Source organism: Paenibacillus flagellatus (genome assembly GCF_003217775.1).
Classification (GTDB): Bacteria; Bacillota; Bacilli; order Paenibacillales; family NBRC-103111; genus Paenibacillus_AB; species Paenibacillus_AB flagellatus.
Genome location: NZ_QJVJ01000011.1, coordinates 87,225 through 102,892, shown reverse-complemented (window position 1 = coordinate 102,892; position 15,668 = coordinate 87,225). Strand labels below are relative to the sequence as shown.

The window sequence follows — 15,668 nt, the reverse complement described above, 5'->3', positions numbered from 1 at the left end:
CGCGTTCGCTCGTTCGTTCACAGCTGTGCATGCGCGGATGCGTATTCGGATGCGCAGCCCCCGACGCTCGCCGTCAAGCGCTCCGAAGCCGCCCGGCCCCCCGTAACGCGCCGCGGCGCGTTTTACTAGCGATCCCGATATGGTGTACAATGGATAGGATTGGCTGACGTTCGAAGCAAGGATACGGGAGGAATCGTACGATGCGCTGGCAAGAAATTACGATACATACGCGCGAGGAAGTCGCGGAGCTGATCGCGAACGCGTTTCACGACATGAATGCGGGAGGAGTGACGATCGAGGAGTCGGGCACGCTGAACAAGCAGCGCGACACGTCGCTCGGTCAATGGTACGAGCTTCCGCTTAACGATATCCCGGAAGGGGAGGCGGTCGTGCAGGCGTATTTCGCCGAGCCGGACGACGTGCCGGCGTTGATCGAGCGGCTGATGGAGCACGTCCGGTTCGTTCGAGACGAGCTGGGTTACGACGTCGGCACCGCGGAAGTCAAAACCCGCGAAGTCGACGAGGAGGATTGGGCGAACTCGTGGAAGCAGTATTACAAGCCGCTGCGGCTGTCCGAGCGGCTGACGATCAAGCCGACCTGGGAAACGTACGAGCCGGAGAGCCCGGACGAAATCGTCCTCGAGCTCGACCCGGGAATGGCGTTCGGCACCGGGACGCATCCCACGACGGCGCTTTGCTTGCGGACGCTGGAGAAGGAGGTCGTCCCCGGCATCGACGTCATCGACGTCGGCACGGGCTCCGGCGTGCTCGCGATCGCGGCGGCGAAGCTGGGCGCCCGGCGGGTGCTGGCGCTCGACCTCGATCCGGTCGCCGTCTCGAGCGCAACGGAGAACGTTCGGCTGAACGGGCTCCAGCATACGATCGTCATCAAGGAGAGCGATCTGCTCGGCGTCCTGCAAGGAGCGGGGCTGGCAAAGGCCGCGACGGCCCGCGGGGAGACGGCCCCGGCTCGAGCGAATGCCGGAGAGCTCGGCGTGGAGCTGCCCGTCCGGCTTGTCGTGGCGAATATTTTGGCGGAAATCATCCTGCTGTTCATCCGGGACGTCTACGACGTGCTGGAGCCGGGGGGAACGTACATCGCCTCGGGCATTTACAAAAACAAGGAAGACGACGTGGAGAAAGGGCTGCTCGAAGCCGGCTTCGCGATCGAGCGCAAGGAACGGGATCAGGATTGGGTCGCCTTCGTCGCGAAGAAACGGCAGGTGACGCTGTAGGTGGACGGGATCAACAGCTTTTTGCGCTATCCGCTGGAGGAGCTTCCTTTCATCCTGATCGTGCTCGTGCTCGCCTTTACGATTCACGAATTCGCGCACGCGTATGCGGCGTACAAGTTCGGCGACCCGACGGCGAAGCAGATGGGGCGGGTGACGCTCGATCCGCGCGCGCACCTGGACGTGCTCGGCACGATCCTCATTCTGATCGCGGGCTTCGGCTGGGCGAAGCCCGTCCCCGTCAACCGGGGGCGGTTCAAGCATCCGCGGCTCATGGGCATCGTCGTATCGGCGGTCGGCCCGCTCAGCAACTTGCTGCTGGCGTTCGTGGGCGTCGTGCTGTACCACGTGTTCGCCGGAACCGGGGTGCTGGACAACGCTTCGGTCGGCGTCGTCAAGGCGGTCGATCTGTTCCTGAGACGGCTGATCGAGCTGAACATCGTGTTGTTCATCTTCAACCTCATCCCGCTGCCGCCGCTCGACGGCTACCGGATTATCGAGGATTTGGCGCCGTCGCATATCCGGATGAAAATGGCGCAAAATGAACAATGGGGCATTTTTGTCTTTTTGCTGCTCGTGTTCATCCCTCCGCTCAACCGGGTGACGATTCAGCCGCTGTTCGCAATCGGAGGGGACTTGATCTACGGCATGAGCCGGATCGTTTCGTTCGTCATATAGCCGGATTGATCCGCTTCCAATGTCGGGTAGTAGAAATTCGACAATAAACGATGTATGATGGTAGTTGGCCTCATAGCCTATACGATTCGAAGGAGGGCTCTCCCGGCAGGCGGCCGGACGGCGCAAGGAAGCTCGTCCTGCGGGGGGATTCGATATGCAGCGTTATTTCGTGGCGCCGGAGCAATGGTCCGGCACCGAACTGTTCGTCGACGGCGACGACGCCCATCACATCGCCAACGTCATGCGGGCGAAGGCGGGAGATAAGCTGATCGCGAGCGACGGAGCGAGCCGGGAGGCGCTCGCCGAAGTGACCGAGATCGGGAAAGGCCGGATCGGGCTTCGCGTCGTCGAGGAGCTGCCGATGGAGGCGGAGCCGCGCATCGCCGTGACGATCGCGCAAAGCTTGCCGAAGGGCGACAAGCTCGAGACGGTCGTGCAAAAAGGAACGGAAATCGGCGCGGTTCGCTTCGTTCCGTTTCTGTCCGAACGGACCGTCGTCCAGTACGACGCGAAGAAGGAGACGAAGCGGCTCGAGCGGTGGCAAAAAATCGCCAAGGAAGCCGCCGAGCAGGCGCACCGCAACCGGGTGCCCGCCGTCGACGCGCCGAGGTCGTGGAAGCAGCTGCTTCAGCTCGTCCGCGAGGCGGACGCGGCGTTTTTTTGCTACGAGAAGGAAGACGGCACGATGCTGAAGGACGCGGTCGTGCGCGCGATAGCGGCGAGAGGCGGCGGAGCGGCCGGCATGAGCGTCATGCTCGTGATCGGACCCGAAGGCGGCTTCACCGAACGGGAGGCGCGCGAGGCCGAGGAGGCCGGCTGCGTGTCCGTCAAGCTCGGCAGACGCATTTTGCGCACGGAGACGGCCGGACTGGTCGGCTTGACGTGCCTGTTATACGAAACCGGAGAGATGGGAGGATAACGCCGATGGCGACAGTCGCGTTTTATACGTTGGGCTGCAAAGTGAATTTTTACGATACGGAAGCGATTTGGCAGCTGTTCAAAAACGAAGGCTACGAGCAGGTCGATTTCGAGCAGACGGCCGACGTCTACGTCATCAATACGTGCACCGTCACGAATACGGGCGACAAAAAGAGCCGGCAAATCATTCGCCGCGCCGTGCGCCGCAATCCGGACGCGATCGTGGCCGTCACCGGCTGCTACGCGCAGACGTCGCCCGCGGAAATTATGGCGATACCGGGCGTCGATCTGGTCATCGGCACGCAAAGCCGCGACCAAATCATCCCGCTCGTGAAGCAGTTCCAGGAGCAGCGCCAGCCGATCAACGCGGTGCGCAACATTATGAAGACGCGCGAATTCGAGGAGCTGGACGTGCCGGATTTCGCCGACCGGACGCGCGCTTTTCTGAAAATCCAGGAAGGGTGCAACAACTTCTGCACGTTCTGCATCATTCCTTGGTCTCGCGGGCTCATGCGCAGCCGCAAGCCGGACAGCGTCATCAAGCAGGCGCATATGCTGGTGGAGGCGGGCTATAAGGAAATCGTCCTGACCGGCATCCATACGGGCGGCTACGGCGAAGACATGAGCGATTACGGCTTGGCGGACCTGCTGTGGGATCTCGACAAGGTCGACGGCTTGAGCCGGATCCGCATCAGCTCGATCGAGGCGAGTCAAATTACCGACAAGGTGATCGAGGTGCTGAACGCGTCGGACAAAATGTGCCGCCATCTGCACGTGCCGCTTCAAGCGGGCGACGATGCGGTGCTGGCGCGCATGCGGCGCAAATATACGACCGCCGAATTCGGCGCGAAAATCGAGAAGCTCCATCGCGCGATGCCGGGCGTCGCGATCACGACGGACGTCATCGTCGGCTTTCCGGGCGAGACCGAGGAAATGTTCCGCAACGGCTATCGGTTCATGGAGCAGATGCAGTTCGCGGAAATGCACGTGTTCCCGTATTCGAAGCGGACGGGGACGCCGGCGGCGCGGATGGAGGACCAGATCGACGAGGAGATCAAAAACGAGCGCGTCCACGAGCTGATCGACCTGTCCGAACGGATGCAGCTCGCTTACGCGCAGCGGTATGTCGGCGACGTGCTGGAGGTCATTCCGGAGCGGACGTACAAGGGTGCGCCGGACGGCGGCCTGCTCATGGGCTATTCGGACAACTATATCAATCTCGTTTTCCCGGGCTCGGAAGAGATGATCGGTCAAATTTGCAAGGTGAAGCTGACCGAAGCGGGCGTCAACGAAAGCCGCGGCGACTTCGTGCGCGTCGTGGAGCCGATCGTCCGCAAGGCGGCGGTTAACGGGTAATGACCAAGACAGGATTTCGTCCTCCGTCCCGAACGGCCGGAGCGCGAAATCCTTCTTGCATTCTGTTCGGGGGAGTGAAACGAGCGATGAAAGAAATATCGGCGGGCGGCGTCGTCTATCGCACACGCGAGGGCAGGACGGAAATTCAGCTGATCCAGGACCGCTACGGCAAGACGACGCTGGCGAAGGGCAAGATGGAGCCGGGCGAGACGATCGAGCAAACCGCGCTGCGGGAAATTCGCGAGGAAACGGGCATCGTCGGCCGGATCGTCGCGAAGCTGGAGCAAGTCGACTATCAATATACGCATGCCGAGCACGGGGTTGTCGACAAGGAGGTTCATTACTATTTGGTCGAAGCCGAAGGCGGCGAGCTGCAGGCGCAGGTCGAGGAAATTCGCGGCGTCGAATGGCTCGATCCCGCGGAGGCGTGGAAGCGGCAGACGTCGTCGGGCTACGGCAATAACGATTCGGTGCTGCGCAAGGCACTGGACACTTTACATATCGAGGTGGATGGACGATGAGCGGGAAGACGGAAGGTTTCGATCCGGCCAAGCTTGCGGCTTATATCGATCATACGCTGCTGAAGGCGGACGCGACGGCCGAGGCGGTCGACAAGCTGTGCGACGAGGCGCGGCGTTTCGGCTTTTACAGCGTCTGCGTGAACGGCGGATGGGTGTCCCGTTGCGTGAAGGCGCTTGAAGGGAGCGGAGTCCGTGTCAGCGCTGTGGTCGGCTTCCCGCTGGGAGCGTCGTTACCGGAGGTCAAAGCGTTCGAGGCGGCCCGCGCCGCCGAGCTCGGAGCGACCGACATCGACATGGTGCTGGCCGTGGGGGCGCTGCTCGCCGGCGACGAAGCGTACGTTCGCGACGATATCCGCGCGGTCGTCGAGGCGGTGAAGGGCAAGGCGATCGTGAAGGTCATTCTGGAGACGGGCTTTTTGACCGACGACCAGAAGCGGACGGCTTGCCGGCTGGCGGAAGAAGCCGGAGCGCACTTCGTCAAGACGTCGACCGGCTTCGGCCCGGGCGGAGCGACCGTCGAAGACGTGAGGCTGATGCGGGCGGCGGTATCGCCGGGCGTGCAGGTGAAGGCGTCGGGCGGCGTACGCGACCGGGCGGCCGCGATCGCGATGATCGAGGCCGGGGCGACGCGTCTCGGCACGAGCTCCGGCGTGGCGATCGTAAGCGGCGCCGGCGGCGGCTCGGCCGGCTATTGAGCGAGGACGCGGGAGGACGGAGCGCGTTGGACGGCTACCGCCGCTCCCCGACTTTCCGCAGCGCGGGCAAGTAGCAGAGCGGCAGCGCGACGAGCGAGCTGACGATGTTGAAGATCGTCTGCGCATGGGCGATTTGCCCGGACGGCCGGGAGGAGAGCAGCGCCGACGCCTCATGGAGCACGTGGAGCAGCGGGAGGAACAGCAGGGCGCCGCCTACGTTGAGCGCGATATGCGACCAGGCGACGAACTGCCCGTTCCGGCTGCCGCCGATGCCGGCGAGCAGCGCGGTCGCGCACGTGCCGACGTTGGCGCCGAGCACGATGGCGATGCCGACCTCGACCGGGATGGCGTCGACGGCGGCGAGTCCCATCGTCATCGCGATCGTCGCCGCGCTGCTGTGGATGATCGCCGTCAGCACGGCGCCGGCGACGACGCCCCACAGCACGCTGCGCTGCGCGTGCTCGACGAACCAGCCGAACAGCCCGCGCGACTGCAGCGCCGGGACGATCGTCTGCATCACCTCGACGCCGAGTATGACGGAGGCGAACCCGCTGACCGCCAGCGAAAGCGAGCGGATATGATGCAGCGTGCGATGCAGCCGGTACGAGCGCAAGCCGCCCCATGGGAGCAGCGTGCCGAGCCAGACCGAGCCCGAGGTCAGCAGCAGCGGGAAGGCCAGCTTCGTCAAGTTGAGGCCGATCAGCTCGGTCGTAATGCACGTGCCGATATTCGCGCCGAGGATGATGCCCAGCGTTTTCGGGAACGTCATGATGCCGGCGTTGACGAGTCCGATCGTAATGACGGTGATCGCGCTGCTGCTTTGCAGGACGGCGGTTACGCCGGTGCCGATGAGCAGGCCGCGTACCGGCGTGCGCGTGAAACGTTCGACGAGTCCGGTCAAGTACGAGCCGGCCCATTGGTGGAGCGCGAGCTCCATCACTTTCATGCCGGTCAGGAAGATGCCGAGTCCGACCAGCATCGGGAGGACGATAGACGCGATCATGCGAGTCTCCTTTTTGGTGCCGTTTGTACATGTTATGTGCGGCGAAGGACGGGCATGACAAGCAGGGCGAGAGAGGCGATGGCGGGGACCGGCCGGAGCGGAAGAAACGTGCCGGCCGGCGAAGAAGGTACCTTATATAAAAGGTCGACTGGGGGAAAAGTCGGCCAGAGGCGCACATTCGGGTCCTGTTCGGAAGCCGACAGGAGTCGTACGGGGGGAGAACGTGGGACAACCGATTTTTTACGGCTCGGTACATGTGTTGTTTTACCGCAACGACGAAGTGCTGCTGCTGAAACGGAAAAATACGGGCTTTATGGACGGCATGTGGAGCGTCGTGGCCGGCCGGATCGACGGGGCGGAAGAGGTCGTGTCCGCGGCGATCCGGGAAGCGCGCGAGGAGGCGGGCGTCGACATCGATCCGTCGGGGATCGACGTGGTCGGCGTCATGCACCGTAAAAACACGTCTTCGGAATGGATCGATTTTTACTTGAAAGTGAAATCGTGGAAGGGCGATATCGTCAACAAGGAGCCGCACAAATGCGAGGAGCTGAGATGGTTTCCCCTCGGCGACTTGCCGGAGACGGTCATCCCATACGTCAAGAGCGCCCTTGCGCGAAACCACGATCGCATCTGGTTCGAGAGCTTCGGATGGTGACGCCGCTCGTCCGGCGCCGCCGCCAATAACGACAACGGTGGAGGAACGTTTATGGCATCGGTCATACTGGACCGCAAACGAAAAAAACGGCTGGAGCAAGGCCATCCGTGGATATACGCGAACGAAATCGAAAGCGTGCAGGGCGAATTCGAGCCCGGCGACATCGTGGCGGTGACGACCCATACGGGGCAAACGCTCGCCTACGGCTACATCAACCCGAATTCGCAAATCCGGGTTCGCGTCGTCTCCTATTCGCCGCTGGAGGAGATGGACCGCGCCTTTTTCGCCGAACGGATCGGACGCTGCCTGCAGCATCGCGAACGGTTCGTGTCGGATACGAACGCCTACCGTCTCGTCTACGGGGAGGCGGACTTCCTGCCGGGTCTCGTCGTCGACCGGTTCGACGACGTGCTCGTCGTGCAGGTGCTGTCGCTCGGCATGGAGCGGCGCAAGGACGTCATCGTCGACGTGCTGGCGGAGCTGCTTCGCCCGCGAGGCATTTACGAGCGGAGCGACGTGCCGGTTCGCGAGCTGGAAGGGCTGGAGCAGCGCAAAGGACCGCTCTACGGAGACTGCCCGCGTTACGTGGACATCGTCGAGAACGGTTTGCGCATCGAGGTCGACATCGAGCAAGGGCAAAAAACCGGCTACTTTTTCGACCAGAGGGAAAACCGCGCTTCGATCGGCAAGCTGATGACCGGCTGGGGCCATCGGAGCGGCATCCGGCTGGAGGAGCGGGAGGACGAGGCGGACGGCGGCAAGCGGCTCGTGCCGGTCAACGCCAACGGCAAGCCGGTCACGTTCCCGTATTGGGACGGGGCGACCGTGCTCGAATGCTTCTCGCATACGGGCAGCTTCACGATCAACGCCTGCCGCGCCGGCGCGAAAAAGGTGACGTGCCTCGACATCTCGGAGCACGCGATCGAGACGGCGAAGCGGAACGTCGAGCGCAACGGGTTCGCCGAGCGGGTGGAGTTCGTCGTCGCCGACGCGTTCGATTATTTGCGCGAGCAGGTGAAGGGCGTCGAGGAGCGCCGGACGCGCGCCGCCGCGGGCCAGACGGGCGGCAAGGTCGATACGTCGAAGCCGCTCGGCGCGGTCGGACGGACATGGGACGTCGTCATTCTCGATCCGCCCGCGTTCGCCAAAAACAAGGGAGCCGTCGAAGGCGCCTGCCGAGGGTACAAAGACATCAACCTGCACGCGATGAAGCTCGTGAACGAAGGCGGCTTTCTCGTGACGGCGAGCTGCTCGTACCACGTGCGTCCCGACCTGTTCCTGGAAACGATTCAAGCGGCGGCGACGGATGCGCGCAAAGTGCTGCGGCTTATCGAGTTCCGCGGCGCGGGCTACGATCATCCCCGTCTGCTCGGCGTGGACGAAGGCGATTATTTGAAGTTCGCCATTTTCGAAGTCCGTTCCCGTTAATCGCGCGGGCGGACATCGCATGAAGCATACGAACGGTACCGAAAGGGAGGGGACGGCATGGAGCCGATAACACCGCAAGACGTGCAGCGCGTTTTGGAAGCGTTGAAGGACAGGGATTTGCACCTGCATCTGGAAATGACGACGGGCGCCTACGCCTCCCATCTGGACAGCGCCAAATTTACGGCGTCGACCTTCATGACCAACGCCATTGTCCGGTATACGAGAGGGACGATTGCCGGAAGCGGCCCGTACCGGGTCGGATTAAAGACGACAAACAACGGCTGGGTATACTCCGAAGGGTTAACCCATTGGGAGTATGACGCAGGCGGCGAACGGCTGCTGCTGGCGGGCCACGACGCGGAAGGCAAGCTGGTCGTCGGCCTGCAGCTCGGCCGGGAACCGTTTTAATGGGACGAGGAAAAGGGGGAGCGAACATGGAACGGCAGCGGCATATTTTAATCGTGCTTCCGCATCCCGACGACGAAACCGGTATGACGGGGACGGTCGCGGGACAAATCCGGGACGGGGTGCCGGTCACGTACGTCTGTCTCACATTGGGCGAAATGGGGCGGAATATGGGCGTTCCGCCGTTCGCGAATCGGGTTACGCTGCCATCGATCCGCCGGCAGGAGCTGGAGGAGGCGTGCCGGCGGATCGGCATCGCGGACGTCAGAATGTGGGGGTATCGCGATAAAACGATCGAGTTCGAAGACCGGGACGCGCTCGTCCGGCGAATCCAAGACGTCGTCGAGGAGCTGAATCCTTCGGTGATTTTTACGTTTTATCCCGGGTACAGCGTGCACCCGGATCATGACGCATGCGGAGCGGCCGTCATCGCCGCCGTCGCCGGGATGCCGAAGGAGGCGAGGCCGCGGGTGCTCTGCGTCGCGTTCGCGAAAGGGTGCGAGGAAGCGCTCGGCGAGCCGGATACCGTCGTCGACGTCTCCGAGTTCGCCGACCTGAAGCGGTACGCGCTGCAGGCGCACCGCTCCCAGTTTCAGCATATGTCCGGCATCCTGCTGAAGGAAGACGAGCAAGCCCGCAGCCGGTGGAGCCGCGAGCGGTTTTGGACGTACCGGTTCGACTGAAGGCGTCGCCGATCAGGAGAAGTTGAACAGGACGATGCCGAAGCACGCCGCGTTCAACAAAAACGTTATGCCTGCGCCGATCAGAATACCCTGCATCATGGCCGGGTCTTTGCGGAACCAGAGCAGGGCGGGGACGACGTAGACGACTTGGGCGACGCCGATGAAAAAGAAGGCGACCGGGACGGCCAGCAAAAGCAGGTGCAGCAGCGCCACGAGCCCGATCCCGGCCCATACTTTGCCGCCCTTCCACGGTTTGCGGCCTTTGTCGTCAGGCGGCGGGGCGCTCGTATCGACGATCTCCGTCTCCGGGGGAGGCGCGCTTTCCTTCGGCTCGCTCGAATGGTTCGGATCGTTCGGACGGTTCGGCACGTTCGGATCGCTCGGATCACGGTCAGGCATCGTTCTCGCTCCTTTTCGGATTGTTCGTGCGGGCCCGACTCAGCGTTCGCCGGCGTCGGACTTCGCGGCCGGCCCCGCGGTGCGCCGGTTCGACGGCTGCTTCAGATGATGGCGGATGCCTTTCCCGGCGAGCGGCTCGTCGCGGAACCGCGGGATGACGTGCAGGTGCGCGTGTGGCACCGTCTGTCCTCCGACAGGCATGCAGTTCCAGCCGACGTTGTAGCCGTCGGGGCTCCACTCCCGATCGATGCGCGCTTTCGCCTCCGCAAGCAGCCGGTACGTATCGGCCCATTCCTCCTCGGTCAAGTCGAACACCGTTTCGCGGTGCGCCTTCGGCACGATCATGCAGGAGCCGGCCAATATCGGATCGACGCTCGGGACCGTCACGCAATGCTCGCCGACGGCGATCGCCTCGCGCTTCACGAGCGGCCAGCAAAACGGGCAAGGTTTCATCTCCGCGAATTCCCCCTCCGTAAAAGAATTCATAATCGATCCGCCGTCACTTGGCGGGAGCGATTTCTTCCCGAATCGTATTCAGCATCTCCTCGCGACCGTCTCTATAGAACAAATTGTACGTATCGAACGGAATGATCCGCCCGTCGGGGTGGGCGATATGGACGCACGACTTTTTGACCGAACGAACGTCGAAGTTGTAGGCGTCCAAAAATTGCATGACGATGACCCGGAACACGTTATCGTAGCCGATATGATCGGGCACGGCCGCCATCGGCAGGCAGCAGAGCAAGTTTTTGAGCGACAGCGCCGAAGACGACGGGGAGTGCGCGGTCGAGAACAGCTCGAAGATGCGGTCCTTGAGCGACGTATCCTGCTCGAACACGATCGTATTCCGTCCTCCCTCGAGCAGCACGTTCGGATCGATCATCCCGGTCAGCGGCACGACCTCGTCTCCGAGCTTGAGCGCGTAGCCCATCGCCAAGCAGTCCGGGTGGCACGGCACCGGAATGATGTCTTCCGGCCGGAAGACGCCGGATTGGTCGATAATGTGCCGCCGCACCTCGCTCAGCGTAAGCCGGTCCGTCGCCGGATCGAACTTCTCGGTGCGTCCCGCCGCCTGGATCGGCTGGAACGTAACGCCCCGAACGGCGCGCTGCTTCAGCCCGTAGCGGATGACGTCGCCGATCTCGGCGTCGTTCAGCCCTTTCTTGAGCGTGACGACGAGCGTCGTCGAGACGTTGAATTCGTTCAAATGCTCGACCGCGCGTCGGCGAACGTCGCGGAGGTCGGCGCCCCGCAGCTCCCGCAGCGCGTGTGCCTCGAAGCTGTCGAATTGCAGGTAAATTTCGAAGCCCGGCATGTAGTCGGCCAGCCGCCGGGCGAATTCCCGGTCTTGGGCGATACGGATGCCGTTCGTGTTCACCATGAGATGCTTGATCGGCTTTCGCTTCGCCATGTCGAGGATGTCCCAAAACTGCGGATGGATCGTCGGCTCGCCTCCGCTGATCTGCACGACGTCGGGCTCGCCTTCGTTGCGCACGATCGCGTCCAGCATCGCTTCGATCTGCTCGAGCGACCGGAACGACTCGCGATGCGGGGACGATTCCGCGTAGCAGATCGGGCATTGCAGGTTGCACCGGTCCGTCACCTCGACGAGGGTCAGGCAGCTGTGCTGCTCGTGGTCCGGACATAAGCCGCAATCGTACGGGCAGCCGTAGCGGACCGGCGTATTCCAGCGGAGCGGCATTTCCGCCGGCTTCAAAAACTCGCGGCACTTTTTATAGTACGCCGCGTCGCTAGCGATCAGCACCTTCTCGCGGCCGTGGCGCATGCACGTCTTGAGCATATAGACGCGCTCGTCCTCGATGACGATCTTGGCCTCGACTTTGCGGAGGCAGACGGAGCAGATGCTGTTCGTCAGCTCGTAAAACAAATAAGGGCGGTTATTCGGCATAAGGGGAGGCGCTCTCCTTTGCGGCTGATGCATGCGCCGGACATCGGCGCAGCAGCCATGCGTAATAGACGAGACCGGCGATGCAGGCGAGCTGGACGTTGTTCAGCCCGGCGAACGGATGCGGCGTCGGCTTGACGAAGTCGACCGCGAGCCGGAACAGCAAGTAGCCGGCCATGAACAGCTGGAACAGGGCGCCGTCGGGCAGCCGCCAAGCGCCCGTCCGCGCGCCTCGTCTCAGGACGGACAAGCCGGCGCCGAGCAGGAGCAGGAAGACGATTTCGTACAGCTGCGTCGGATGGCGGGGGATCCCGTCTCCGAAGTCGATGGCGGTCGGCCAGCCGGTCGGCGTGCCGTACGTATGGTCGTCGAGCCCGGCGAGGAAGCAGCCGATCCGCCCGATCGCGATGCCGACGACGAGCGGCACGGCCATGTCGTCCCCGGTGGAGCGCGTCACCCCGACCCGCTTCTTGGCCCATTCGACCGCGATCAGGCCGCCCAGCAAGCCGCCTACGATCGTTTTGCCGCCCATCATGTAGGCGTAGTCGTTCCAGCGGGTCCAGGTCTCCGCCGGATTTTCGAGCCAATACAGCAGCTTCGAGCCGGCGGCGGCGCCGAGAATCGCCGCGACTATAATCCAGATCGCCTTCGAAGCGGGCATCGCTCCCTTGCTGCGCGTCAGCAAGTAGAAGCGGAAGCCGACGAAATAGGCGAGCGTCTCGAAGACGGGGTGGGGGTGAAGCTTCGCGAAGCCGATATCGAGATAGAGCGGGAAAGTCATGCCGTTCCTCCTTCGTCCGCCGAAGCGTGCCGCCTGGCATGCGTCGAATATGTAAAATTATAGCACACCGCGAAAGCGCTTCAAACCGCACCGTTTCCGCCGCCGGGCGACTTCGCCTTTAACCGTTTTTTCCCATTGCCGGACGGAAGCCGCATGGTACAATGTAAATCTGTTTTCCGGAAAGCGGACGGACGCAAAAAAAGCCCGGTCGGCGGCGCGACCGGGCCCGGCTTCTCAAAAGTCGAAATTGTCCGGATCCGGCCCGACGCGGCGGTCGAGGTTGAGTCCGTCGATCCGGGCGACGTCCTCGGCGGACAGCTCGAAGTCGAACACGTCGGCGTTTTCGCGGATGCGCGAAGGCGTGACCGATTTCGGAATCGTCACGACGCCGTTTTGCAAATCCCAGCGCAAAATGACCTGCGCCGGCGTCTTGCCGTACTTGGCGGCGAGCTCGACGAACAGCTCGTGCTCGAGCAGCTCCTTGCCCTGCATGAGCGGACTCCACGCTTCCATCTGAATGCCATGCTCCTTGCAAAACGCGAGCAGCGGCCGCTGGGCGAGCCGAGGGTGGTACTCGACCTGGTTAACCATCGGCTTCACGCCGGCGGTTTGCAGCAAGTCCTCCAAGTGGTGCACGTGGAAGTTGCTGACGCCGATCGCCCGGACCCGCTTGTCCGCGTACAGCTTTTCGAGCGCTCGCCACGTTTCCTTGTACTTGCCCTTGACCGGCCAATGGATCAGGTACAGGTCGACGTAATCCAAGCCGAGCTTGCGCAAGCTTTCGTCATAAGCGGCCAGCGTGCTGTCGTAGCCTTGATCGGCGTTCCATACTTTCGTCGTGACGAACAGCTGCTCGCGCGGCACGCCGCTGTCGCGAATCGCCCGGCCCACGCCTTCCTCGTTGCCGTAGACGGCCGCCGTGTCGATGCTGCGGTAGCCGACTTCGAGCGCGGTCCGAACCGAATGCTCCACCTCCTGACCTTCCGCCACCCGCCAGACGCCGAGTCCGAGCCAAGGCATCGCAACGCCGTTATGAAGAGTTGTCGTATCCGTCAAATGCTTCGCCATCGATGCATCCTCCGTTTCGTCGATTGATTACGGACTGTCCGTTCCCCATTTACGATATCATTGTAGAGCGGGCGAATCAAATCGGAGGATGCCTTTACCCATTATTCACATTGCGTTATAATGAGTGGACGCGAAAGCAAACATATGTTCCGTATGGGCGAGGAGCCCGGGGTGATTCCGTGAATTTTATCGTCAAGCTGCAATGGTTTTTGAAGCGGCGCTGGTCCCGTTACGCGGCGACGATCGTCCTCATGACGCTCGTAAACGTGCTGAACGTCATTCCGCCGCGGATGATCGGAAACGTTATCGACAGCATCCGTCTGGATACGCTTACCGGGCCGGAGCTGACCCGGACGGTATCGTTTCTGATCGGGCTCGGGCTGCTGCTTTATGTATTGAATTTCGTCTGGGTTTACATGCTGTTCGGCAACTCGTTCCTGCTCGAGAAGACGCTCCGCTACCGGCTGTTCGCCCATTTGACGAAAATGGCGCCGTCGTTTTTCCACCGGAACCGGACCGGAGACTTGATGGCGCTCGCGACGAACGATATTTTGGCGATCAGCAACACGGCCGGCTACGGCGTGCTGACGCTGGTCAGCACCGTTTCCGGCACGACCGTCGTACTCGTCACGATGGTCGCGCTGATCGACTACAAGCTGATGCTCGCCGCGCTTGTGCCGCTGCCGTTTCTGGCCGTCGCGATCAACGTGCTCGGCAAGCGGATGCGCAAACGGTTCATGGCGGCGCAAGCCGCGTTCGGCCGGATGAACGACCACGCGCTGGAATCGATATCCGGCTTGCGCGTGCTGCGCTCCTACGTGCAGGAGAAGTCGGACATCGAAGCGTTCGGCGCCGTGACGGGCGAGGTGATGGACAAAAACCGCAAGGTCGCGTTCGTCGGCTCGCTGTTTCAGCCGGTCATCCAGACGATCGTCGGGATCAGCTACGCGATCGGCATCGGCTACGGCTCCTACCTGGTGTTCCACAGCGAGCTGACGCTCGGACAGCTCGTCTCGTTCAACATTTATCTCGGCATGCTCATCTGGCCGATGATTTCGTTCGGCGAATTCATCAACGTGCTGCAGCGCGGAAGCGCGTCGGCCGACCGGGTCGATGCGGCGCTCCGCCAGACGTCCGACGTTCAAGATCCGGAGCGTCCCGTCGATTCGATCGAGCCGGACGTCATCGAGTTCGACCGGTTGACGTTCCGGTATCCGGGAGCGGAGGACGACAGCCTGAAGGACGTCACGATCAAGCTGAAACGAGGGGAGACGCTCGGCGTCGTCGGCAAGACCGGCAGCGGCAAGAGCACGCTGCTCAAGCAGCTGCTCCGGCAATATCCGCTCGACGGATCGATGCTGCGCATATCCGAAACGCCGATCGACCGCATATCCGCCGATCGGATCAGAAGCTGGATCGGCTACGTGCCGCAGGAGCATTTGCTGCTGTCGAAGAGCATCCGGGACAATATCCGGTTCGGCAATCCGGCTGCCGATGACGATCGTCTCGAACGGGCGGTCGAGATGGCCGCTTTCGCCGACGACGTCAAGCAGATGAAGGACGGCCTCGATACGATCATCGGGGAATACGGCGTCATGCTGTCCGGCGGGCAAAAGCAGCGGCTCGGTATCGCCCGGGCGCTGATCGCCGACCCGGAAATTCTCGTGCTCGACGACGCGCTCTCCGCAGTCGATGCCAGGACGGAAAGCCGCATCCTGCGCAGCATCCGCGCCGAGCGCGAAGGCAAGACGACGCTGATCGCCACACACCGGCTTTCCGCGGTCAGCCACGCGCACCGGATCGTCGTCCTGGACGAAGGGCGCATCGCGGAGGACGGAACGCACGAGCAGCTGATGGAGCGGAACGGCTGGTACCGCAAGCAATACGACCGCCAGCAGATGGAATCGAATTTGCTGGACGAGCTGGAGAAGGGGTGAACC

Annotated in this window: 17 protein-coding genes; 11 read left to right on the top strand and 6 right to left on the bottom strand. The window is 62.6% G+C overall.

Annotated features, from left to right (window positions below; all coding sequences use genetic code 11):
- Positions 1–200 precede the first annotated feature (200 nt).
- From DLM86_RS23120 to deoC, 6 genes are all read left to right on the top strand, one after another.
- Positions 201–1,235, top strand: a complete 1,035-nt coding sequence (locus DLM86_RS23120; RefSeq protein WP_110842440.1) for a 50S ribosomal protein L11 methyltransferase — start codon at positions 201–203, stop codon at positions 1,233–1,235.
- The gene (locus DLM86_RS23115) at positions 1,236–1,910 is read left to right on the top strand and encodes a site-2 protease family protein (protein WP_110842439.1); all 675 of its coding nucleotides are present in this window, start codon (positions 1,236–1,238) and stop codon (positions 1,908–1,910) included. It begins immediately after the preceding gene.
- Between the two features lie 154 nt (positions 1,911–2,064).
- Positions 2,065–2,829, top strand: a complete 765-nt coding sequence (locus DLM86_RS23110; protein WP_110842438.1) for a 16S rRNA (uracil(1498)-N(3))-methyltransferase — start codon at positions 2,065–2,067, stop codon at positions 2,827–2,829.
- Between the two features lie 5 nt (positions 2,830–2,834).
- Positions 2,835–4,184 (top strand): tRNA (N(6)-L-threonylcarbamoyladenosine(37)-C(2))-methylthiotransferase MtaB, encoded by a 1,350-nt coding sequence (gene mtaB, locus DLM86_RS23105; protein ID WP_110842437.1) that lies wholly within the window; start codon positions 2,835–2,837, stop codon positions 4,182–4,184.
- A gap of 86 nt (positions 4,185–4,270) precedes the next feature.
- Complete coding sequence (locus DLM86_RS23100; RefSeq protein ID WP_110842436.1) at positions 4,271–4,705, top strand: NUDIX hydrolase; 435 nt, start codon at positions 4,271–4,273, stop codon at positions 4,703–4,705.
- Positions 4,702–5,400, top strand: coding sequence for a deoxyribose-phosphate aldolase (deoC, locus tag DLM86_RS23095; RefSeq protein ID WP_110842435.1), 699 nt, complete (start codon positions 4,702–4,704; stop codon positions 5,398–5,400). The genes DLM86_RS23100 and deoC overlap by 4 nt, the downstream gene beginning before the upstream one ends.
- Before the next feature lie 34 nt (positions 5,401–5,434).
- Here the strand turns inward: deoC and DLM86_RS23090 are convergent, their stop codons facing one another.
- Entirely contained in the window at positions 5,435–6,403 is a 969-nt protein-coding gene (locus tag DLM86_RS23090; protein ID WP_110842434.1) for a Na/Pi cotransporter family protein, read from the bottom strand.
- Between the two features lie 223 nt (positions 6,404–6,626).
- Between DLM86_RS23090 and DLM86_RS23085 the strand changes: the two genes are divergently transcribed.
- From DLM86_RS23085 to bshB2, 4 genes are read left to right on the top strand one after another with little or no spacing between them, the layout of a single operon-like run.
- A complete protein-coding gene (locus tag DLM86_RS23085) occupies positions 6,627–7,058 on the top strand; it encodes an NUDIX hydrolase (protein ID WP_110842433.1) in 432 nt (143 codons plus the stop codon).
- Positions 7,059–7,109: 51 nt separating this feature from the next.
- Positions 7,110–8,486 (top strand): class I SAM-dependent rRNA methyltransferase, encoded by a 1,377-nt coding sequence (locus tag DLM86_RS23080; protein ID WP_110842432.1) that lies wholly within the window; start codon positions 7,110–7,112, stop codon positions 8,484–8,486.
- 57 nt (positions 8,487–8,543) lie between these two features.
- Complete coding sequence (locus tag DLM86_RS23075; RefSeq protein ID WP_110842431.1) at positions 8,544–8,894, top strand: YojF family protein; 351 nt, start codon at positions 8,544–8,546, stop codon at positions 8,892–8,894.
- A 26-nt stretch (positions 8,895–8,920) separates the two neighbouring features.
- The gene (gene bshB2, locus DLM86_RS23070; protein WP_110842430.1) at positions 8,921–9,574 is read left to right on the top strand and encodes a bacillithiol biosynthesis deacetylase BshB2; all 654 of its coding nucleotides are present in this window, start codon (positions 8,921–8,923) and stop codon (positions 9,572–9,574) included.
- A gap of 12 nt (positions 9,575–9,586) precedes the next feature.
- On the opposite strand, the gene DLM86_RS23065 is transcribed toward bshB2, so the two are convergent.
- The 5 genes from DLM86_RS23065 to DLM86_RS23045 form a co-directional block, all read right to left on the bottom strand.
- The gene (locus DLM86_RS23065) at positions 9,587–9,973 is read right to left on the bottom strand and encodes a hypothetical protein (protein ID WP_110842429.1); all 387 of its coding nucleotides are present in this window, start codon (positions 9,971–9,973) and stop codon (positions 9,587–9,589) included.
- Between the two features lie 39 nt (positions 9,974–10,012).
- Positions 10,013–10,459, bottom strand: a complete 447-nt coding sequence (locus DLM86_RS23060) for an HIT family protein (protein WP_245954845.1) — start codon at positions 10,457–10,459, stop codon at positions 10,013–10,015.
- Positions 10,460–10,472: 13 nt separating this feature from the next.
- Positions 10,473–11,882 carry a radical SAM protein gene (locus DLM86_RS23055; RefSeq protein WP_110842428.1) on the bottom strand — a complete coding sequence of 470 codons (1,410 nt, stop codon included), beginning with the start codon at positions 11,880–11,882 and terminating at the stop codon, positions 10,473–10,475.
- On the bottom strand, positions 11,872–12,660 hold the full coding sequence (locus tag DLM86_RS23050) for a prolipoprotein diacylglyceryl transferase (protein ID WP_110842427.1): 789 nt from the start codon (positions 12,658–12,660) through the stop codon (positions 11,872–11,874). The genes DLM86_RS23055 and DLM86_RS23050 overlap by 11 nt, the downstream gene beginning before the upstream one ends.
- Before the next feature lie 234 nt (positions 12,661–12,894).
- Positions 12,895–13,728 carry an aldo/keto reductase gene (locus tag DLM86_RS23045; RefSeq protein WP_110842426.1) on the bottom strand — a complete coding sequence of 278 codons (834 nt, stop codon included), beginning with the start codon at positions 13,726–13,728 and terminating at the stop codon, positions 12,895–12,897.
- Between the two features lie 179 nt (positions 13,729–13,907).
- Between DLM86_RS23045 and DLM86_RS23040 the strand changes: the two genes are divergently transcribed.
- Positions 13,908–15,665 carry an ABC transporter ATP-binding protein gene (locus DLM86_RS23040; RefSeq protein ID WP_110842425.1) on the top strand — a complete coding sequence of 586 codons (1,758 nt, stop codon included), beginning with the start codon at positions 13,908–13,910 and terminating at the stop codon, positions 15,663–15,665.
- The last annotated feature ends 3 nt before the right edge of the window (positions 15,666–15,668 follow it).